Annotated in this window: 20 protein-coding genes; 14 read left to right on the forward strand and 6 right to left on the reverse strand. The window is 43.0% G+C overall.

Going from position 1 to position 21,375, the window contains the following annotated elements:
- Positions 1–162 precede the first annotated feature (162 nt).
- Positions 163–819 (reverse strand): ClpXP adapter SpxH family protein, encoded by a 657-nt coding sequence (locus Q1X33_RS11390; protein WP_005229705.1) that lies wholly within the window; start codon positions 817–819, stop codon positions 163–165.
- A gap of 108 nt (positions 820–927) precedes the next feature.
- Complete coding sequence (locus Q1X33_RS11395; RefSeq protein WP_005229706.1) at positions 928–1,503, reverse strand: CYTH domain-containing protein; 576 nt, start codon at positions 1,501–1,503, stop codon at positions 928–930.
- A gap of 196 nt (positions 1,504–1,699) precedes the next feature.
- Between Q1X33_RS11395 and Q1X33_RS11400 the strand changes: the two genes are divergently transcribed.
- The 4 genes from Q1X33_RS11400 to mgtE are packed head-to-tail and all read left to right on the forward strand — an operon-like array spanning position 1,700 to position 5,457.
- Positions 1,700–2,368 (forward strand): GTP pyrophosphokinase family protein, encoded by a 669-nt coding sequence (locus Q1X33_RS11400; protein ID WP_005229708.1) that lies wholly within the window; start codon positions 1,700–1,702, stop codon positions 2,366–2,368.
- Between the two features lie 5 nt (positions 2,369–2,373).
- On the forward strand, positions 2,374–3,171 hold the full coding sequence (locus Q1X33_RS11405) for an NAD kinase (protein WP_026008090.1): 798 nt from the start codon (positions 2,374–2,376) through the stop codon (positions 3,169–3,171).
- Between the two features lie 4 nt (positions 3,172–3,175).
- Entirely contained in the window at positions 3,176–4,075 is a 900-nt protein-coding gene (locus tag Q1X33_RS11410) for an RluA family pseudouridine synthase (protein ID WP_005229712.1), read from the forward strand.
- Positions 4,076–4,092: 17 nt separating this feature from the next.
- Positions 4,093–5,457, forward strand: a complete 1,365-nt coding sequence (mgtE, locus tag Q1X33_RS11415; RefSeq protein ID WP_005229714.1) for a magnesium transporter — start codon at positions 4,093–4,095, stop codon at positions 5,455–5,457.
- A gap of 56 nt (positions 5,458–5,513) precedes the next feature.
- On the opposite strand, the gene Q1X33_RS11420 is transcribed toward mgtE, so the two are convergent.
- Positions 5,514–6,350 carry an AraC family transcriptional regulator gene (locus Q1X33_RS11420; RefSeq protein WP_005229716.1) on the reverse strand — a complete coding sequence of 279 codons (837 nt, stop codon included), beginning with the start codon at positions 6,348–6,350 and terminating at the stop codon, positions 5,514–5,516.
- 144 nt (positions 6,351–6,494) lie between these two features.
- Here Q1X33_RS11420 and Q1X33_RS11425 point away from each other — a divergent pair, with 144 nt between their 5' ends.
- Both Q1X33_RS11425 and Q1X33_RS11430 read left to right on the forward strand, forming a co-directional pair.
- Positions 6,495–8,246, forward strand: a complete 1,752-nt coding sequence (locus Q1X33_RS11425; protein ID WP_010749432.1) for an ABC transporter ATP-binding protein — start codon at positions 6,495–6,497, stop codon at positions 8,244–8,246.
- The gene (locus tag Q1X33_RS11430) at positions 8,233–10,014 is read left to right on the forward strand and encodes an ABC transporter ATP-binding protein (protein ID WP_005229720.1); all 1,782 of its coding nucleotides are present in this window, start codon (positions 8,233–8,235) and stop codon (positions 10,012–10,014) included. The genes Q1X33_RS11425 and Q1X33_RS11430 overlap by 14 nt, the downstream gene beginning before the upstream one ends.
- A gap of 61 nt (positions 10,015–10,075) precedes the next feature.
- Here the strand turns inward: Q1X33_RS11430 and Q1X33_RS11435 are convergent, their stop codons facing one another.
- Positions 10,076–10,717 carry a copper homeostasis protein CutC gene (locus Q1X33_RS11435; protein ID WP_005229722.1) on the reverse strand — a complete coding sequence of 214 codons (642 nt, stop codon included), beginning with the start codon at positions 10,715–10,717 and terminating at the stop codon, positions 10,076–10,078.
- Between the two features lie 102 nt (positions 10,718–10,819).
- Between Q1X33_RS11435 and Q1X33_RS11440 the strand changes: the two genes are divergently transcribed.
- The 5 genes from Q1X33_RS11440 (at position 10,820) to Q1X33_RS11460 (ending at position 16,180) form a co-directional block, all read left to right on the forward strand.
- Positions 10,820–11,662: a methyltransferase domain-containing protein gene (locus Q1X33_RS11440; protein WP_005229724.1), complete on the forward strand. Its 843-nt coding sequence runs from the start codon at positions 10,820–10,822 to the stop codon at positions 11,660–11,662.
- Between the two features lie 339 nt (positions 11,663–12,001).
- Entirely contained in the window at positions 12,002–12,505 is a 504-nt protein-coding gene (gene trmL / locus Q1X33_RS11445; RefSeq protein WP_301969675.1) for a tRNA (uridine(34)/cytosine(34)/5-carboxymethylaminomethyluridine(34)-2'-O)-methyltransferase TrmL, read from the forward strand.
- Positions 12,506–12,522: 17 nt separating this feature from the next.
- Entirely contained in the window at positions 12,523–13,176 is a 654-nt protein-coding gene (locus tag Q1X33_RS11450) for a histidine phosphatase family protein (RefSeq protein WP_005229730.1), read from the forward strand.
- Positions 13,177–13,196: 20 nt separating this feature from the next.
- Positions 13,197–15,851, forward strand: a complete 2,655-nt coding sequence (locus Q1X33_RS11455; protein ID WP_005229737.1) for an ATP-dependent RecD-like DNA helicase — start codon at positions 13,197–13,199, stop codon at positions 15,849–15,851.
- A gap of 101 nt (positions 15,852–15,952) precedes the next feature.
- On the forward strand, positions 15,953–16,180 hold the full coding sequence (locus Q1X33_RS11460) for a hypothetical protein (RefSeq protein WP_005229738.1): 228 nt from the start codon (positions 15,953–15,955) through the stop codon (positions 16,178–16,180).
- A gap of 103 nt (positions 16,181–16,283) precedes the next feature.
- Here the strand turns inward: Q1X33_RS11460 and Q1X33_RS11465 are convergent, their stop codons facing one another.
- Together Q1X33_RS11465 and Q1X33_RS11470 are read right to left on the reverse strand one after the other, a co-directional pair.
- The gene (locus tag Q1X33_RS11465; RefSeq protein WP_005229739.1) at positions 16,284–16,907 is read right to left on the reverse strand and encodes a response regulator transcription factor; all 624 of its coding nucleotides are present in this window, start codon (positions 16,905–16,907) and stop codon (positions 16,284–16,286) included.
- Positions 16,904–17,983: a sensor histidine kinase gene (locus Q1X33_RS11470; RefSeq protein ID WP_005229740.1), complete on the reverse strand. Its 1,080-nt coding sequence runs from the start codon at positions 17,981–17,983 to the stop codon at positions 16,904–16,906. Before Q1X33_RS11470 ends, Q1X33_RS11465 begins: the two co-directional genes overlap by 4 nt.
- 116 nt (positions 17,984–18,099) lie before the next feature.
- On the opposite strand from Q1X33_RS11470, the gene Q1X33_RS11475 reads away from it, so the two are divergent.
- The 3 genes from Q1X33_RS11475 to Q1X33_RS11485 are packed head-to-tail and all read left to right on the forward strand — an operon-like array spanning position 18,100 to position 21,351.
- Positions 18,100–19,032 (forward strand): ABC transporter ATP-binding protein, encoded by a 933-nt coding sequence (locus Q1X33_RS11475; protein WP_005229741.1) that lies wholly within the window; start codon positions 18,100–18,102, stop codon positions 19,030–19,032.
- A 14-nt stretch (positions 19,033–19,046) separates the two neighbouring features.
- A complete protein-coding gene (locus tag Q1X33_RS11480; protein ID WP_005229746.1) occupies positions 19,047–20,192 on the forward strand; it encodes an ABC transporter permease in 1,146 nt (381 codons plus the stop codon).
- Entirely contained in the window at positions 20,179–21,351 is a 1,173-nt protein-coding gene (locus Q1X33_RS11485) for an ABC transporter permease (protein WP_301969676.1), read from the forward strand. Before Q1X33_RS11480 ends, Q1X33_RS11485 begins: the two co-directional genes overlap by 14 nt.
- The last annotated feature ends 24 nt before the right edge of the window (positions 21,352–21,375 follow it).

Consider the following 21,375-nt stretch of genomic DNA (forward strand, 5'->3'; position numbering starts at 1 on the left):
TGAAGAATCAATTCTGATTCATCAGTCCCATAAATTATAGAGCCCCAATCCGTAAAGGATTGGTTTGTTTTTTTGTTTGTCCACAATAAAAAACGCTGCGCAGCGAGCCAAACACAAGATCATCGTTTGGCTCGCTGCGCAGCGTCGCTATTGAATAGGGTTTCATAAAAGAATCAACCCGCGATCAATTTCATGAATAGTGGAAAGTTTTGGTGCTTTCAAAGACTGAGCTTTTTGCAAAAATGTATCGAGTTCTGTTGCTGTACCACAGACGAGCGGAAGACTTCTCAGTTCCTCTGATCCTTCTAAAAGGACCCCATATTCTTCTTCACTTGAAAAATCATACACCACAGCAGAGGGTGTGATCGTGATGCCCATATCTTTGGCTACACGCTGATCGGTGGCAAAGTTCTTTTTCACTAGCTCAGAGGATCGATCTTCTAGGAACATCTCTAAATCACCATTCGTTTCAGAAAATAATTCTTTCACTAAGGCATCGCTATATTCTTGTCTTTCGATCCCTATCCGTTGTTGCAGTTTCAACAAGAAATCCCGCGCAATTTTTTTCCCTTGCAACTGAGCGGCCTTATAGTCCAGTGATGCAGCATAGATTTGGTTGGTCTGTTCATTTCGCAAGACCAAATCCGTCTTATTCATGGACAAATAGTCCATTGAGACACCTACGGAAAACAAGTTAACGAAAGGTAGGATCTGCAAATGGATTTTTTTGCGGCTGGTGTTTAATTTATTGAGAATCTCTTTTTCGATATCATAACAAATAGGCCCAATCGGATTAATAAATAAAAACAGTTCGATCATTTGAATCTCTCCCCAATTAAGATTCTTTTGTACCTTGAAAAACAAAATAAGTATGTTTTATTAAATATAGCAAAAAAACGCGAAAAAAGTAAGCAAAAGGACAGCTTACTATGATTTTTCTTCAACGGCTCGGATGATCTTGTTTTTCGCTGGTCGGTAAGGAACGCCAAAGAGACGTAACAAGGAGTGAAAGGCATCTTTCCCTTTAATCGGTTCGTTGACTTCTAACTCCAACTCATAATCATGCTGTTGACCATACCAGCTTTCATCTAACGCGAGCAATCCTTCTTCAATCGGAAATTCCGCCCGTTTCGTTTTTAATGCTGCGATCATACGTAACTTGTCAGGCTCGATACCTGCCGCTCTTAGGCGTTGAGCAACGATACCCGTAGGTAGAATTTTTTCTGAAGCAATCAATGAAGCTGCGGACGTTTTCGTCAAAGGATCAGTCGTCTCTAATAACCCGTGCTCAATGGGGGTTTTTAGCGTTAATTCCGCATTGGTAGCAGTCGTGCGAATACGCAAGCCAAAGTGCTTTTCCCGCAGCTTATGATCTACCGTATCAAAATAGTAATTGGTTTGTATCTTAAATGCTTCTTCTGACAAATTGTAATAAGCAAGCAGCTGGTGGTATTCTTTTTCCGTCAACATTGTTTTATATTCAATCTCTACTTGTTCGACCATCGTTTCTCACTCTCTTTCTATTGCAACCATAGTGTACGCTGTTTCAACTATTCCGTCAAAGAAACCAAACAAAGAAAAGCAGAGATGTTGGGGGATAGACAAAAAATCTTTTGTTTCTGCTCTTCTGTTCATTCAGTTTTATTCCAAGAGTATGGTAGAATAAGAGGTATGTTATGAACAGAATCGAGGGAGAAGAATGATTCGAGATTGGGAAGAATTCTTAGCGCCTTATGAACAGGCGGTTTCAGAATTAAAAGTAAAATTAAGAGGCATACGAAAACAATATCGGGAACAAAACAAGCATGTTCCCATTGAATTTGTCACTGGGCGGGTCAAGCCAGTGGATAGCATTTTAACGAAAAGTAAATTACGTGGGATTGCTTTGGATCGGCTGGAAGAAGAGATGTCTGATATCGCTGGCTTGCGAATCATGTGTCAATTTGTGGAAGACATTCACCAAGTCGTTGAACTCTTACGAACACGCAAAGACATGAAAGTGATCATTGAACGGGACTATATCACCAATAAAAAAGCCAGTGGCTACCGTTCGTATCATCTAGTGATCGAATATCCCGTTCAACTGATCGACGGGGAAAAAATTATTTTAGCTGAGATTCAAATCCGGACACTAGCGATGAATTTTTGGGCAACGATCGAACATTCATTAAACTACAAATACCAAGGGGAATTTCCCGCTGAAATCAGTGAACGACTGCGTCGGTCGGCAGAAGCCGCCTATCAGCTAGATGAAGAAATGTCCAATATCCGTGAAGAGATCCAAGAGGCACAACGGTTATTTTCACATGGGAAAGGCAAGCGAGGCGGACATGATCAGAACCCGTTGCCAAAGGGGGAAACGGAATGAAAGGTATCCGCGTGGCAATCGTCCATAATCAAGAAAGCAAGTCGGTAGAAGTGACAAAGCGTTTAACTACGCTTTTAGAACAATCTGAAAATAAGATCGATCAAGACAATCCTGAATTAGTGATTTCTGTTGGGGGAGATGGCACGCTCCTTTCTGCTTTTCACTTGTACAATCATAAGTTGGACCAAGTACAGTTTTTAGGCGTCCATACGGGTCATCTCGGCTTTTACACGGACTGGCGAGATTATGAATTGGAAGAACTAGTCGAGTCATTATGCAATGACCATCAAAAAAGCGTCAGCTATCCGTTATTAGATGTCCGTATCACGTATGCGAATGGGAAATCAGACAAGCATTTCCTAGCATTGAATGAATCAACGATCAAGCGCGGCAATCGAACGATGGTTGCCGATATTTCTATTAAAGAAGACCTCTTTGAAAAGTTTCGCGGCGATGGCTTATCGATCTCAACGCCCACCGGCTCCACTGCTTATAACAAGAGTGTTGGTGGGGCAGTCTTGCACCCAAGTATCAATGCCTTTCAATTGGCAGAGATTGCTTCGTTGAACAATCGTGTCTTTCGGACCCTTGGTTCGCCGATCGTCGTGGGTCACCATGAATGGGTCAAAGTACAACTGCAGCAAAGCACCGACTATTTAGTGACGATCGATCAGTTTACCATCGAACAAGAAGAAATCGATGCTATCTATTACCGTATTGCCGATGAACGGATTCATTTTGCGTCTTATCGGCATATGCATTTTTGGAATCGGGTCAAAGATTCCTTTATTGGAGAAGAATAAACCCATGGAATTTACGTATCACTATACTGGACAAGGACAGCAAGTCAAATACTTTTTGAAGGAACAAGGGGTGTCCAAAGGACTGTTAGCAAAAATCAAATTTCAAGGCGGAAAGATATTTGTCAACGATCACGAGCAAAACGTCTTGTTTTCTTTGGCGCAAAATGATAGGGTAACTATTGTAATTCCTCCTGAAGGGGAACATGAGACGATGCTGGCTGACCCGACACCGATTGAGATCGTGTATGAAGATGCCCATCTGTTAGTCGTGAATAAGCCAGCAGGCATCTCATCGATCCCTGCGCAATATCATCCGACTGGCACGATGGCCAATCGCGTCAAGGCCTACTATCAAGCGCAGCACTATGAAGATCAAGTGATTCATGTAGTCACGCGGTTAGACCGTGACACATCAGGACTGATGCTTTTTGCAAAACATGGGTTTGCCCATGCGAAGCTGGATAGCCAGTTGCGAAAGAAGCAGGTCGTAAAAAAATATCAAGCCCTCGTTGCTGGTGAACTGCCCGCACTTTCTGCCCATGGTGAGATTGAGCTGCCGATTGCTAGGGACCTGACGTCACTATTGAAACGCAAGGTCAGTGACGAAGGAAAAGAAGCACGGACGGAGTATTGGCTAAAACAACGCAATTCAGATTGCGCTTTAGTTGATATTCAGTTACACACAGGCAGGACACATCAAATAAGGGTCCATTTTTCTGCAATCGGTTGTCCCTTATTAGGAGACGAGATGTATGGCGGTACAATGGCTCTTGGGATCAAACGACAAGCATTACACTGCTGTCAGCTGCAATTCCAGCATCCCTTTACGAATGAACCGTTGGCTTTTGAACTGCCTTTACCTGCAGACATGGCCGCTGTTTGTTCAGCTATCGATAAGCAATAACAAATGAGGTGAAGAGATTGGATGAAAATCAAGAATTAACCGAACGATTTGATCAACTGAATCAAGCACTAAAAGACAATGATATCCAGGGATTTCGTGAGGCATTCTTGGATCTGCATATCTACGAGCAGGGTCAATTCTACCAATCTTTAGAAGCAGACGATCGACAAATCGTCTATACGTATCTATCGCCGAAAGAATTGGCAGATATGTTTGACGTCATTGAAGAAGACGATGAAAACATGGTGGACTATCTTTCAGAAATGCGGCCGGCATATGCTGCAACGATGTTAGCAGAGATGTATACCGATAATGCTGTCGATCTACTGAATACATTGGACAAGAAACAAACGGCGAAATATTTGAGTCTGATGACTGCTGAAGCCGCTAGCGAGATCAAAGAACTATTGCATTATGAAGATGAAACAGCTGGATCATTGATGACAACCGAGTTTGTTTCCATTGTTGCCAACCAAACGGTTCGTTCAGCGATGTATGTCTTAAAAAATGCCGCAGATGTTGCTGAGACGATTTATTATATTTACGTCGTGGATACCGACAACAAACTTGTGGGCGTTATTTCTTTAAGAGACTTGATCATCAATGATGAAGATACCATGATTGCTGATATTTTGAACGAGCGGGTGATGTCGGTTCATGTTGGAGATGACCAAGAGGATGTCGCTCAGACCTTCCGGGATTATGACTTTCTCGCATTGCCAGTCACCGATTATGACGATCACCTATTAGGGATCGTGACCGTCGATGATATCATCGACGTTATCGATGATGAAGCAGCCAGTGATTATTCGGGTTTGGCAGGGGTCAATGTGGAAGAAGTCAGTGAGAACCCGATCAAAGCGTCTTCGAGACGCTTGCCTTGGCTTATCACCTTACTCTTTCTCGGAATGGCCACCGCCAGTCTGATCAGTCATTATGAAGAGTTGGTCAGCGAAGCAAGTATTCTCGCTGTTTTTATCTCACTGATCACTGGGACCGCCGGTAATGCTGGTACCCAATCCTTAGCTGTAGCCGTTCGTCGTCTGGCGATCAATGACGACAAAGAAAACAGCTTTATGAAGACGGTGGTCGGTGAAGTGCTGACGGGACTGTTCACAGGTGCCATCACGGGGTTGACGATTTTTGCTATCGTAGCTGTCTGGAAACAAAATCCGATTCTAGGGTTTGTGATTGGGATGGCGATGATGTGTGCCATCACAGTAGCCAACTTAGCGGGAAGTTTGATCCCGATGCTGATGGACAAGCTGGGTTTTGATCCAGCAGTGGCAAGTGGTCCGTTTATCACGACCCTTAGCGATTTGACCAGTGTTTTGATCTACTTCAACATTGCCAGTCTTTTTATGAACTATTTTATTCAATGAACAAAAAAGAGCAAGCCGATGATTCTTCATTCGAAGGAAGGTCATCGGCTTGCTCTTTAATTTTTTGGTTTTGGCAATACCCCAGAAGGAGAGACACCATAAAGTTTTTTAAAAGACTTGCTAAAGTGATAAGCATCCTGATAGCCCACAGCAGAGGCGACTTCTTTGATCGTGAGGTTTTCATTTTTTAACATGTCTTTGGCACGCTTTAAGCGAATCTCAATCAAGTAGTTGATGGGACTGACACCCGTCGCCTCTTTAAAAATCTTTGAAAGGTACGTCGGGCTGAGAAATTGATCCTGTGCGAGCTTCTCTAACGTGATTTCTTCTTTGTAATGATTTTCCAAGTAATAGACCGTATAGTTGACGATCTGTTGTTGTCGTCGTTGGCTTTTGGAAAGGTAAGGCAAGACATTGATATGGTCTTCATTTAGTCCACGTAAAATGTAGACGAGCATCTCCATCAAAACAGCCTTTTGCATCAATTGAAACTCATCCCGCTCTTCACTGCTTTCTCTTACCAACTGCCAGGCTTTTTCCAAAACTTGATGATGGTATTTGCCTAGCTCCAACAAGGGGTGTTTGTTAGGGAAAAAATTCCGTTTAAAACCTTCCAAAGAAATATTTTTTAAACCAATATGCAGCTGATGGGAGCGAGTGCCCTTAGGCTGCAATTCGCAGTGATCGACGCCAGGATTGAAAAGCATGACGCTGCCAGCACGGATTTTTTTCGCTGGTTCTTTTTCAAAATAATAGGTACTTTCTCCTTCTAATAAGACGCTGATTTCTAAAAAGTCATGATGGTGCATTTCTCCATGACTTTCTGATTGCGTCCATGGGTCAAAGAGATAGATGATTTCTGGATTAAACGTGCGAGGGTTAACTAAATTCATGGCTGATTCACTCCAATTGGGTGCTTATTTCCTGTAAAAAAAGGGAATGGTGCTTCTTACTAATATTTTACATCAAAATGAGTAAGAAAAACCATTCAAATCGCTTTTCAAAACGCTAAGCTTAACAACGAGAGGGGGAATTAGATGAGTAATACACAATGGATCTGGCGCTATGCCAAAAAGAACCGGGGAAAAATCATATTGGCAGTCCTGTTTTTAGTGATCAATGCAGCGCTGATCATTGTTAATCCGTACTTGGGAGGAATGGTGATCGATGATGTCATCAATCAGCAAAAAACGCACTTATTGATTCCATTATTGTTGATCATGATCGCAACGACCGTCATTCGTACCATTGTCCGCTACAGTTATCAAATTTTATTTGAACGGGTCGGACAAAATACGCTATACGATTTACGGGAAGACTTGTATCAGAAACTGCAGGAATTGGATTTCGACTTTTTTAATCACACACGGGTTGGAGATATTATGGCACGAATGACCGGGGATACTGATGCCATACGCCACTTTGTTTCTTGGGTGACCTATAATATCGCTGAATGTATCTTGTGGTTCTTTTCTGCGGTGGTGGTCATGAGCTTTATTGATTGGAAATTGATGTTGGCATTGGTGGCTGTCACACCGATCATTTTTCTGTTGACGAATCGCATGTCTAAAAAAGCACACCCACTGTTTTTTGATATTCGTGAGAGCTTTTCGCGCTTGAATTCAATGGTGGAAGAAAATATCGGCGGCAATCGAGTAGTGAAAGCTTTTGCTCGTGAAAATTTTGAGATTGAAAAATTTCGCTCCTACAACGAAGATTTTAAGACCCGCAATATGGCATCTGCCAAAGTATCCCGTACCTATCTGCCATGGCTTGACGGCTTAGCAGGAAGTTTGTCAGTCATTGCCTTGATTTTGGGTGGGATCTTCGTTATCAACGGCGAGATGACATTAGGGGATCTTGTTGCGTTTAATGGCTATCTTTGGATGTTGAATAATCCTATGCGCATGAGTGGTTGGTTGATCAACGATGTTCAGCGATTTTCTGCAGCCTGTATCAAAATTCGGCAAATGTTGGCGCAAGAATCGAAAATTCCTGTTCATCAACAAGAAAAATTAGAGCCAATCAAAGGATTTGTAGAGTTTAAAGATGTTTCCTTCCACTTTTCGGATGATCCGAATCAAAATGTGTTGGAAAACATCAACTTCAAAATTGGCCCTGGCCAAACGTTAGGGATCTTAGGGGAAACTGGGTCAGGGAAAACGACGTTAGTGAATTTAGTTGGACGCTTTTATGATCCGACTGAAGGGGAAGTATTGATTGATGGAAAAAACGCCAAAGAGTATCCCGTGCGCCAAATGCGGGAAAACATTTCAATGGTGATGCAAGATGTCTTCTTGTTTTCCAATACCATCTCCGACAACATTGCTTTTGGAAATCCTTTAGCGGATGAAGGCTTTATTCGGCAAATGGCGGTAGTCGCTGATGCAGACACCTTTATTTCTCGGATGCCTCAAGGCTATGAAACGATCGTGGGCGAGCGAGGTGTAGGGCTTTCTGGCGGACAAAAACAACGGATCTCCCTAGCACGGGCCTTAGCCAAAGATCCATCGATCTTGATTTTGGATGATACGACGTCTGCCGTCGATATGGAGACAGAATCGAAGATCCAACAGGAGCTGACAAAATTAACAGGAGAGAAAACGACGTTTATCATTGCGCATCGAATTTCCTCTGTTCGAGAAGCCGATCAGATTCTGATGATGGAAAAAGGACGAGTCGTTGAACAAGGGACCCATGAAGAACTTGTCAGTCTGCGGGGCAAATACTACGAAGTGTATCAAAAACAATTAGGCTTGTCAGGAGGTGAAGACGATGGCGAGAAATAAATTTGATGTGGATGAGGAATTAGACCAGGAGTTTAGCTGGAAGGATTTCAAACGCTTGTCACAATATGTCGTTCCTTATAAAAGAAGTATTGCCAAAGTCCTATTTACGATCATTCTGGCAAACTTAGCAGGAATGTTGGCGCCCGTTTTCACAAAGATCGCGATCGATTCATCGATTCCTGAGAAAAATGTCAACCAATTGCTGCTTCTAGGAACTGCCTTTCTAGTGACCTTGATCGTTATCGGCGTCTGCATGCGTTACCGTATCTACCATATCACGAATATTGGTCAAGACGTATTGAAGGATATGCGCTTTGATATTTTTGAACATCTGCAGCGACTGCCTTTTTCTTATTTTGATACAAGGCCCCACGGCAAGATCTTGATTCGCATAGTAAACTATATCAATACACTGAGTGACCTATTGAGCAACGGCCTGATCAATTTGATCTCGGATGTTTTCAACGTCATCATCACCTTGATCTTTATGTTTGCGATCGACTTCAAATTGACCTTGTATTCCCTTGCGTTGCTGCCAATTTTGTTCATCATGGTGATGGTGATCAAGAATAACCAGCGCAAAGCCTATCAGGTGTTGAGTAATAAACAATCCAATCTAAATGCTTACATTCATGAAAGTATTGCTGGTATCAAGATTACTCAATCCTTTGCGCGAGAAGAAGAAAATGCTGAGATCTTCCAAGAAGTCAGCAATGATTACCGGACTTCATGGATGAAAGCTGTCAAAATTCAGTTTCTGATGTGGCCAGGGGTGCAAAACATTTCAGTCATTACGACTTGTTTGATTTATTTTGTCGGCATTCGTCAGATCGGTGTCGATGTCAGCACAGGTACTCTGATCGCTTTTATCAGTTATATCAATAATTTCTGGAATCCAGTCATCAATATCGGGAATTTTTATAATTCTTTGATTACAGCAACAGCCTATCTTGAACGAATTTTTGAAACGATGGATGAAGTCCCAGATATCGAAGACAAACCAGATGCAAAAGTATTGCCAACGATGAAAGGGACCGTTGATTTTGAACACGTGACCTTCCGATACGAAGAAGGCAAAAACATTCTTTCTGATGTTAACTTCCACATTGAACCTGGGGAAAGTATTGCTTTGGTTGGTCCTACTGGTGCAGGGAAGACCACGATCATCAACTTGCTGAGCCGCTTTTATGATGTCAATGAAGGCAGTGTTAAAGTGGATGGGATGGACGTTCGTGACGTGACGCTGGAATCGCTGCGCTCACAAATGGGTGTCATGCTGCAAGATACTTTTATTTTCTCAGGAACGATCATAGAGAATATTCGCTATGGAAAATTAGATGCGACAGAAGAAGAGATCATCGAAGCAGCGAAGATCGTCCGTGCCCACGACTTTATCACGGAGTTGAAAGATGGCTATCAAACCGTCGTCGAAGAACGAGGAAGTACTTTATCTGCAGGGCAACGCCAACTGATTTCCTTTGCCCGAGCGTTGTTGGCTGATCCAAAAATTTTGATCTTAGATGAAGCGACCTCAAGTATCGATACGAAGACAGAAGAATTGCTGCAAGAAGGATTGTTGAAGCTGTTAGAAGGCAGAACCTCATTTATCATCGCTCACCGACTGTCCACGATCAAAAATTCTGATCGAATCTTTTACGTGGCAGGGGGGACAATCGCTGAATCGGGTAACCATGATCAGCTAATGGCACAAAAAGGCTTGTATCACCATTTGTATCAATCACAATACGACTTATTGCAAGCGATCTAAAAGAATCCCCACAAACGATAGAAACGCATCGTTTGTGGGGATTTCTTTGTGTCCTTCAAGCTCAATCGTTAAGGTCAACGATTCTGGTTCCATGAACTTCTTTTACACCTAGTGTATCGGCAACTTCTTGGGCATTTTCAAAGGAAATGCCACCGCCAGGTAAAATCGTTAAACGCTCACCAGCATAGGCGATCAATTCTTTCAGACGATCGAAATTTGCTTCGATTGGAGTGCCTGCAGCACCACCATGGGTCAAAATCCGCTGTACCCCATGCTCAGCTAACCAATCGATCGCCTTGAATTGGCGCGCTACAGGAATCGCGTCGAATGCCATGTGAAAAGTAACCTGCAAGCCTTCTGCGGTTTCTAACAGTAGCTCCAATGCTTCTTCGTCCAACCAGCCGCTAGGAGTTAAGCAACCTAGAACAACGCCGTCTGTTCCTAATTTTTTTGCTTCGATCAAGTCGGTATGCATGATTTTCAATTCTGTATCATTGTAAACAAAATCACCGCCCCGAGGTCGAATGATCGTCATAACGGGTATTCCTTTTTCGCCAGCATATTGCAGAACTTCTTCTTGCACGCCGGTACTTGGTGTTGTTCCGCCGACTGCTAAATTATCACAGAGTTCGATGCGCTTTGCACCTCGGGCGATTGCTAAGGGAATATTGGTATAGTTTTCTGCACAAAATTCTTTTAACATGATTTACCTCCATTTGATGGGTGTTCAATTGATTTGTTATTCTATCCACTAGCATTCTACCACAAGAATATGCTAAAGTAGAGCAGAGATGAGGGAAGTTGAATGTTAAAAAAAATCGATCGCGGGCGCCTATTTTTAAACGCCCATTATCACTTGTTTGAATGTCCATTGTGCCGCCAAGCATTTTTCCCGACCGAAAATGGCTTGGTTTGTCCAAATCGTCATCGATTTGACTTATCAAAGAAAGGCACACTTTTCTTTTTGGATCATCAAGTCAAAGCAGATTATGATCAAGCACTGTTTTTGCCGCGTCAACGAATGATCGCTAGCGGCATGTATGCACCAGTCCTTGAGACCATCAAAGCAGCTTTGGGAGATGCTAAGCATCTTTTAGATGTTGGCTGCGGGGAAGGCAGTTTTCTGGCTCAGCTGGTCAATGAAAAGACTCAGGCGGCTGTCGGCTTTGATATTGCCAAGGACGGAGTCTATCTAGCAACCAATCAAAACGTACCAGCTTTTTGGTGTGTGGCGGATCTGACCAACCTGCCGTTTGCTGAAGCGAGCTTTGATACGATTTTCAATCTATTTTCGCCGTCAAATTATGGGGAGTTTAACCGCATTCTAAGAAAAGGCGGACAGCTGATCAAAGTGGTTCCTGCGGCGGACTATTTAAAAGAGCTACGAGCCGCTTTTTATCCTGATAACGAAACAAAACAGCAGTATTCGAATGAACGGGTCGTTAGCAAATTTTTTGAACACTATCCCAACGCATCCCGTCAAAGAGTGACGCATGTTTTTGCGATCCCTGAAGAAAATCGTCAAGATTTACTTGCCATGTCCCCGTTAGAGTGGGGGGCTTCGGAGGAACGCAAAGAAAAGCTGCGACAAACCCCTTTGACACAGATTACGGTTGATGTTGAGGTGTTGATTGCGAAAATTTCCTGAAAATATTTTGAACTTTTTTGTTATTTACTCTTGCAATCATGCCATGGGAGTGATATATTGTTCTCAAGTCATTTTTCATTGGTTTTTATCAGGTTCCTGTTCTGATAAAAGTTAGTGAAAAGAGCTTCACTAACGTAACGACTCGCAGTGATCGACACCGAGTTGGTACGTTTTTTTTATGCCCAAAAAAGCGCCCAAAAAATGTTGTTTCTAGAAAAACAAGCGTGCCAAAATATGGTACTATAGAAGTTATTGAAGTAGTTACTGAGCATGCAATGGAAAACGTAACGTTTAACGACACAAATCAATGCGAGAACCGATCGAAAGGAGTTTTTATCTATGAATCACATCGTTCTTTTTGAACCTCAGATCCCAGCCAATACGGGGAATATTGCACGGACGTGTGCAGCAACAAATACTCATTTACACTTAATCGAGCCTTTAGGCTTTTCAACGGATGACAAGCAATTGAAGCGTGCTGGGCTTGATTATTGGCATAATGTCAATATTACCTATCATAAAGATTTAGCTGCTTTTATGGACTTTTTAGGAGCGCGTCCGTTGTACCTGATCTCGAAATTTGCCAATCGAGTGTATTCTGATGTCGATTACACCGCAGATGACGATCAGTTCTTCATTTTTGGGAAAGAAACGACGGGGCTTCCAGAAAGCTTTATGCGAGAGCATGCCGAAAAATGCTTGCGGATTCCGATGAATGATGAGCACGTTCGTTCCCTTAATCTTTCAAATACGGCGGCCTTGATCATTTATGAAGTTTTGCGGCAGCAAGGCTTCCCAGAGTTGGAATTGACGCATCATTACGAGAACGACAAATTAGACTAAGAAGCGAGGCTTTTTCGATGCAATTATACTTTACCCGTCACGGAAAAACAGAGTGGAACCAAGCACGCCGCTTTCAAGGAATGCTGGGGGATTCGCCGTTATTGCCAGAAAGTTATGACGAGATCAAATTACTCGGTGATTATCTGGCAGCTATTCCTTTTGAGAAGATTTACTCAAGTACATCTTTGCGAGCAAAAGTGACTGCCCAAGAGATCCAAGCAAGACTCCAACACCCTGTTGAAATCATTTATAATGAGAACCTGCGAGAAATCGGACTCGGTGAATTGGAAGGTCGGTCCATCGATGAAATGCATGAGAAGTATCCCCAACAACTGACTGATTTGCGTAATCACCTGGATCGATACGATCCCAGTGCCTTTAAAGGTGAGCCGATCCAAGAAACATTGAGCCGAATCGAGACCGTCGTCATGGATGCGGTGATGCAACATGAAGGCCCATTATTGTTCGTCGGTCATGGCGCATCCTTTACGGCTGCTATCCAGTGGCTTGCAGGCAAACCATTAGCCGAATTAAGAGAGCAAGGTGGATTAGTCAATAACAGCGTTAGCTTATTAGAGACGAATGAACAAAAAGTATTGCCTTTTGAACTAAAACTTTGGAATGAAGCAAGCTTTTTAAGCAATCAGGCAGGATTAGACGCTTTATTGTAAACCATGAAAGGAGCGGCACCATGATTCCAGAAAGAACGTTTTTTGTCGGCCATGTTGCCGCCATCTTTTTCCAGAATCCCAGCAATTTTTATAAAGTACTATTAGTTAAAGTCACTGAGAATAATGCCGACTACAAAGACTCGGAGATCGTCGTTACTGGTAGTTTCGGCGAAATCCAAGAAGAGGAAAAGTATCGGTTTTTTGGTGAGCTGGTCAATCATCCCAAGTATGGCGTCCAGTTGAAGGCCGAAAGCTACCAACAAGAACAACCGACCTCTGAACAAGGGTTGATCGCCTACCTTTCTGGAGAAAAATTTCCTGGGATCGGCAAGAAGACCGCTGAAAAAATCGTTGATCTTTTAGGAGAAGAAGCGATCGACCGGATGCTGGAAGAACCAACATTGTTGGAGCAGATTCCAGGATTGAATGAAAGTAAGCAAAAAATGATTTTAGATACCGTTCGGCAAAATCATGGGATGGATCAAGTGATCGTTGGCTTGAGCCGTTATGGTTTTGGTAGTCAGCTTTCTTTTGCAATCTACCAAGCCTACAAGAATGAAGCATTAGCAATTATCGAAGAAAATCCTTACCAGCTGGTGGAAGACATTGAAGGCATTGGCTTTAAACGTTCAGATGGCATCGCTGAGCAGCTAGGGATCGAAGCTTCGTCACCGCAACGGTTTCGAGCGGCGGTCTTGCATCAAATCTTCGCCCAGTCCTTGCAGACGGGTAATACCTTTATCCACGCTCAGGACTTGTTAGAGCAGACACTGCGTTTATTAGAGACGAGTCGTCCTATTGAGATCGCGCCAGACGACCTGGCATCAACGATCATTCAATTAGTGGAGGAAGGAAAAATCCAGCAAGAAGAAACTCGTTTATATGAAAACAGTTTGTACTTTTCTGAGTGGGGAATCGCTAGTTCAATCGAACGCTTGCTTTCCCGCAAAAAAGAGATCGTGTATCCTGAGAAAAAAATCAGCAAAACGCTGCGAAAAATTGAGAAGCATTTAGGCATCACCTATGGGTCTTCGCAAGAAGAAGCAATCAAAGAAGCCATTCGTTCGCCATTGTTTATTTTGACAGGAGGACCTGGTACTGGGAAAACGACGGTGATCAATGGGATCGTACAATTGTTTGCTGAATTGAACGATTTGGACTTAGAACCATCAAAATACAGCGACGAAACCTTTCCGATTCTCTTGGCAGCACCGACTGGTCGAGCCGCCAAACGAATGAACGAAACGACTGGCTTGCCAAGTGGTACGATCCATCGTTTGTTAGGCTTGAACGGACGTGAAAAAGCGCCATCGATCAGTCCAAAAGAATTAGAAGGCGGCTTACTGATCGTCGATGAGATGTCTATGGTGGATACATGGCTGGCGAATACCCTCTTTAAGTCGATTCCTACGAACATGCAAGTGATTTTTGTGGGGGATAAAGATCAGCTTCCTTCTGTGGGGCCAGGACAAGTTCTTCATGACTTGCTAGCGATCGATGCGATCCCGAAACAAGAATTGACGGAGATCTACCGCCAAGGCGATGGGTCAAGTATTATTCCACTCGCCCATGCCATAAAAAACGGGCAGCTGCCTGCAGATTTTACACAAAACCAAAAAGATCGTTCTTTCTTTGCGTGTGATGCTTACAAAATCGAACCGTTGATCGCTCAGATCGTGAAACGGGCAAAAGACAAAGGCTACACGCCGCAAGATATTCAAGTGTTGGCACCGATGTATCGTGGGGCAGCGGGTATCGATGCCCTTAATAAAATGATGCAAGAGATCTTTAACCCCAATGATGGGACCAAAAAAGAGGTGACCTTCAATGATACGGTGTATCGTATCGGAGATAAGGTCTTGCAGTTGGTAAACTCTCCTGAAGATAACGTGTTTAATGGCGATATGGGCCAAATCGTTGGGATCACTCTAGCCAAACAGTCGGAAGACAAGGTCGACGAGCTGGTCATTCAATTTGATGCCAACGAAGTGACCTATAAGCGGAATGAATGGAACAAGATCACGTTATCCTACTGTTGTTCGATCCATAAATCTCAAGGCAGTGAATTTCAAATGGTTATTTTGCCGATGGTTCATCAATACCAACGCATGCTGCAGCGCAATTTGCTATATACTGCTGTGACCCGTAGCAAAGAGATGCTGATTTTACTTGGTGAACCACAAGCGTACCAAACTTGTGTCAACCACGAATCTGCGACTCGTTTAACGACGCTGAAAGAACGCATCAATGGCACAGAAAAAATGACGCCGTTACAACGAGCAAAATTGGCCCAATTTGAAGAAGCGGATGATCCATTTTATGAGGATTCCTCTGTTGACACGAAAGTAAAAACGTCTTCGACGAAGATAAAGGAGCAATCCAGCACTGAAGTTAGTGCTAACAAGCAAGCGGTAGAAAAGACCTCAGATAGTGGGCTTGATTTGTTTGCTTTTGCCGAGACGGAACCGTCAGCATCAAATCAGACAGAAATGGCAAAGCCTCTTTCAGGGGATAAGGTTCTAAGTGAAGGGACTACGGGGGAAGAAGCACTCATCGAAGAAACGCCAAACGATGGTGTATTGACCTTAACGATGGTCAAAAAGCATTTAGTGGATCCAATGATTGGCATGAAGGATTGTTCTCCATACGACTTTATGCCCGCAAAAAATGGTTGATTCAAAGATGAGAAAATACTAAAAAAGGGTCGTTAGTGAGCGCTTTCTTTTGGTTTTTTAGCTTCTTATGCTAAGCTAAAATCAAAAGGAGGCGTTACGTTATGGCGAAAGAAACCGAAGATAAATTAGCAAAATTAGCAAAAGAATCTGGCAACGACTTTAAAAAATTAGATGAGATGGAAAAAGAATTCAAATTGGATGAAAGTCCTGAGTCAGAACGAGGCGATCGGGAAGAATCAGGGTTAGAAAAAACGTTAGATAAGGCGCCGATTTTTCCGCCTAACACACCGAATAACCCAACGAATCCTGGCAGTCCTGGAAATCCATAGCTTGTCCACAAAAATACTATGACAGTCGGATAATCGAGTAGAAAACAAAAAGCCTGAAGAATGCAGCTTCGCATTCTTCAGGCTTTTTTGCAATCGATGAGGTTTACTGTAAATGCTGATAATAATAGATCGCTAATTGCGTGCGATCCCGCAACTCCAGCTTTTCTAGTAATTGACTGATGTAATTACGAATGGTTCCATCACTCAAATACAAGGCATCAGCGATTTCTTTATTATTTTTACCCGCTGCTACTTCTTTGATGATCGCAAGTTCACGTTCGCTAAAAGATGCTTGATTATCTATCGCTGGTTGGTTCTTCATCATTTGCGTGAAGGTCTCGACGATCTCATTCCCAAACACGACTTGCCCATTGTATGCGGCTTTGACAGAAGGGATGATCGCTTGCAGGTTCTGTTTGATCAAATATCCTTTGACACCGATAGAAAAGGCTTCACGAATGTATTCTTGATCTTTGAAGGTGGTCAAAAGCAAGAGGATCGCTTGGGGAAATTTAGCCAGTATTTCTTTGGCAGCAGCGATCCCAGTTTGTTCCGGCATACGGATGTCGGTCAACAAAACGTCAGGACGATGGGCTTCGTAAAGAGCAATGGCGTCTTTGGCACAATGACCGATACCCAACACCTGAATCTCTTCTGTGCTTTCAAGAATGGTTTGTAACGAGGTCGTCACGAACGGGTCATCATCAATAATGACTACAGTAATCATTGGTGTTCCTCCTTTGGTAAAATGATCGTCAACTGAAAGCGTTGGTTTTCTTGCAAAATATGAACTTGACCTTGTAGCTCCTGGACCCGTTGACGCATCGTTTTTAGACCGATTCCGCTGTTTGCAGTTTGGGGTGAATTGACGTCCTCGTTGGTGATCTGCAAACGGTAAAAGGCGGGCAACGTGCGAAAATGCACGACAACGGTTTTGGCATGACTGTGTTTGATGCTGTTGGTCAAGGCTTCTTTGATGACCATTAAGAAACAGTTTTGCTGTGCTTCGCTCAATCCTTCAAACAAGTTTCCTTCAATCGTTACGGAAGAGGGGAAATCAGCAATCAGAAACTCTATGGCCTGCGGAAAAGAAATCGAGGTTTCATGGAGATCATGAACGCTTTGCCGAATGCGATCCATCCCAGTGTGAACCGTTGCACTCAAATTTGCTAACGGCACATTTAATTTCGGCTCTTGATTGATCATTTCAAGCGCACCAATTTGTAAAATGGCACTCGAAAGTAGATGGCCGACATTGTCATGGATATCTCGCGCGATTCGATTTCGTTCTTCCGCGATTTGTAAGGCTAATTTTGTCTCTTGTGACAGGGCTAATGCTTTGTTTTGTTCCGATAACTGCTGCTGCTTTTCCCAATGGGTATCTTTTGAAGCAATATATTTTTTCTCAAGATCGATCATTCGCTGCTCTTTTTTTCGTAAATAAAAAGCGAAAAGCAGTAGCAGGATGATAAAGGCGAGCTCAGTGGGTGAATGGTTGCCAACCGTCGAAATCAACAAAAAACCTAATAGGAATAAACCATCATCTTGTCTTTCTTTTGGAGCGATCACCCGCATCATTGCGGGCAAAAAGAGGGCAAGCGCTGGCCAAAAGGCACATAGCAGCAACAGAATAACTTGAAAAAACCAGCTTGGTTTCTTAGGCAGCAAATAACTGACGCCAGTAAATAAAACAGCGATCAGCAGATAGATGACTTGCACAGCAACAAATCCTTGGTTTACCAATAAGAACAATGAGATAGCGAGGAAAAAGCCCGCTTCGGTGAGTGGTCGATAGTTCGTCATAGGAGACTCCTTCATTGTGACAAATGTCATGGTTGGTTTAGCCAATCGTCACTAGTTTCTTTCCTTGAACTTTATTATAGTCAGATTAACAAGAAATTTGGAAGGAGTTTTTCATCATGATTATCGAAATTGATAAATTAGTAAAACGCTATGGTGATTTTGTGGCATTGAACCATTTTGATCTGCACGTACAAGAAGGAGAAGTTTTAGGATTATTGGGACCAAACGGGAGCGGGAAATCCACCGCTATCAACTGTATGCTCTCTTTGTTAAATTATGACAAAGGGACCATTAAACTGTTTGGATCAATCATGACCCCGGAAAATTATGCCGTCAAGGCAATGATTGGCGTCGTTCCTCAAGATGTTGCCGTCTTTGAAGAACTTAGTGTGCAAGAAAATATCGATTATTTTTGCGGTTTATATGTTGCTGACAAACAGAAACGCCAAGCCTTGATCGAAGAAGTGATTCAATTAGTGGGATTGGAAAATTTTGTGACGTTTCACCCAGGCGAGCTCAGCGGTGGGTTGAAGCGACGATTGAATATCGCCTGCGGGATCGCTCATAAGCCGCGCTTGATCTTTTTAGATGAACCCACGGTAGCGGTCGATCCTCAAAGTCGGAACAAAATTTTGGAAAGTATAAAAGAACTGAATCGTCAAGGAGCGACGATTGTTTATACGACCCATTACATGGAAGAGGTGGAGATTCTTTGTGACCAGATCGTGATTATGGATCAAGGACAGGTGATTGCTAAAGGAACCAAGGAATCTCTAAAAGATATGGTACGGACAGCGGATCGTTTGACCATCGATATCCCCTTACTGCCTGAGCCTGTATTGACAACGATTCAGCAAACCATTGCTTCTGATGGGATCGCCTATAAAAACGGTCAGCTTGAAGTAACAACGACGGAGCTGAATACAGTTTTATTACCGATTCTGACGCTCTTACAAGCAGAGCATATCACTTATGGAAAAATTGCAACCAAAGAAGCCACCTTGAATGATGTCTTTTTAGAGATCACGGGCAAGGAATTGAGAGACTAAAGGAGGGAATCACAATGTTTTGGCATTTTTATAAATACCGCACAAAAGTGTTGCTGCGAAATAAATCCATGCTGTTTTGGACGTTGGCGTTTCCTATCCTCTTAGGTCTAATGTTTATGGCTGCCTTCGGGGAGATCGATCAAGCGGGCAATCTAGAAACGATCACAACGGGGATCGTAAAGACTGGAGATCAAACAGCGCTTTCGGAAAATTTTCCCACCGTCCTTGAACAAGTAAAAATCAATGAAAAACCATTATTTGAACTCGAGGAATTACAAGAGGCAGAGGCAGCTGAGAAGCTGACTGCCGGTGATTTAGCTGGGTATTATCTGATTGATGATGAAACCATTTCTCTGCATGTGGGCCAAGCGGGCATGAGCCAGTCGTTGATGAAAAATGTAATGGATCAATTTTTACAACGCACAGCAATCATTGCTAGTAAAGCGGCAGAACTTGAGAGCCTTGATCTGGCACCAATTCTATCGGCTTTTGAGCAGGAAGCGACCTTTCAAGAAGTGAATGCTGATCGTGACATGAGTTTCAAAAGTTTCTATTTCTTTACGTTGATCGGGATGGCGATCCTCTACGGGACGATGTGGGGTGTCCGCAATGTCCAGGATCAGCAAGCCAATCAATCCGCGAATGGTATTCGGCTTTCCTTGATACCAAGGAAACGGACATTGGTTTCAAGTGCGAATTTAGCGGCAAGTTTTACGATTGTGTTAGTCGAAATCTATCTTATCTTAGCCGTCTTTCGTTTTGTCTATCAAGTAGACTTCGGCGAACGTTGGCAGTGGTTACTGCTGGTTGCCGCATTAGGATCATTGTGTGCGATTTTGCTAGGGACATTGATTGGGAATCTGACACCAAAAATGAATTTGGTGCAAAAGGACGGAATTTTGGTCTCCGTGACGATGGCAATGAGCTTTTTTGCCGGGATGATGGGCTCGGAACAAATCAAGTATTGGCTTGATCTGCATGTGCCACTGTTGGGGCAAGTGAATCTCGTCAATTTGATCAGTGAAAGCCTGTATCAATTGTACTACTATACAGATTTGACTAGCTTTTATACCAATCTTCTATGGCTGACTGGATTTATCGTCCTATTTGCCATCGGGAATGCTTGGATCGAAAGAGGGGTGCGCTATGACGCTTTATAAAACGATTTGGACTTTGCTTAAAGAAAATAAGTCGAACTTACTGATTGGGGTATTGATCACTGTTGTTGTCACATTCTTTTATGCACAAAGCATCGATGTCGAAAACACCTCTTTGCAAGAGGCAAAAATTGCTTTGATCAGTGAGGAGGAGTCGTCTGTCGTGGATGGTCTCCGAGCCTATTTAAAAGAAAAGCAAACCTTGGTCACGTTGGATGGCACCTCGCAAAAAGAAATTGATGATGCGCTTTATTTTAATCGTGTAAACATTGTCTTGCATGTGCCAGCAGATTTCACTTATCAAGTTGAGGCAGGCAAGATGCCGACGATCGAGATTCAAAGTCGACCCGATGCCTTTTCTAAAACAGTCGTCACTCAGCAAGTGAACACTTTTTTACAAACAGTCCTTTTGTTTCAGGAGGAAGGCAAAACCGTCGCAGCGGCGATAGAACAAGCGCAATCTGCACTAGCGGTCACAGGGGATGTGAAGCTGAGTGCAGAGTATGGGCAGCGAATGAAAAAACTGTTGACTGGCATGACCTTTAACTTATTGTCTTATGGGCTCTTTCTCTCGGTATTTAGCGGGTTTGGTGTGATCAACTTGGCATTCAATCGCAAAGAAATCAGCAAGCGAAACCAGAGTGCACCACTTCCGAAGCGTGTATTGCAGCGGAAAATCCTTCTAAGTTTGATCAGCTACTCGCTACTCTTGACCTTCGGCTTTCTACTACTGATGGTGTTATTAGTGATTCGCACGTCTTGGGATACAGCAGCCTGGTACCACATTTTGAATACGTTCTTGTTTTTATTGCCAGTTATCAGCTTTTCAGCTTGTGTCACTTCCCTGGTGAAAAACTCAGAAGCAATCGGTGGGATCAGCAATATCTTCATAACAGGAAGTTGTTTTGTCGGTGGTGTCTTTGTATCCGCGAATTTCCTGCCAGATATCGTCAATAAAATTGCAGCGTTTACGCCAACCTATTGGTTTGTACAAAACAATACATTGATCAGTGAAACCCTCACTTATAATCAAGCGTTCACAGAATCTTTTTGGTTCAATGGCTTCGTACTAGTTGCTTTTGCTGCCGTATTTTCAATGCTCCAATTTATTTTGGGAAGAGAAGGAAGCCGTCGTTGGCAATACCATTCGGCGAAAAATTAATGATCGAACGGATAGAAAAACGAT

The sequence above is a fragment of the Enterococcus sp. B2E4 genome (genome assembly GCF_030499455.1).
Taxonomy (GTDB): Bacteria; Bacillota; Bacilli; order Lactobacillales; family Enterococcaceae; genus Enterococcus_D; species Enterococcus_D casseliflavus.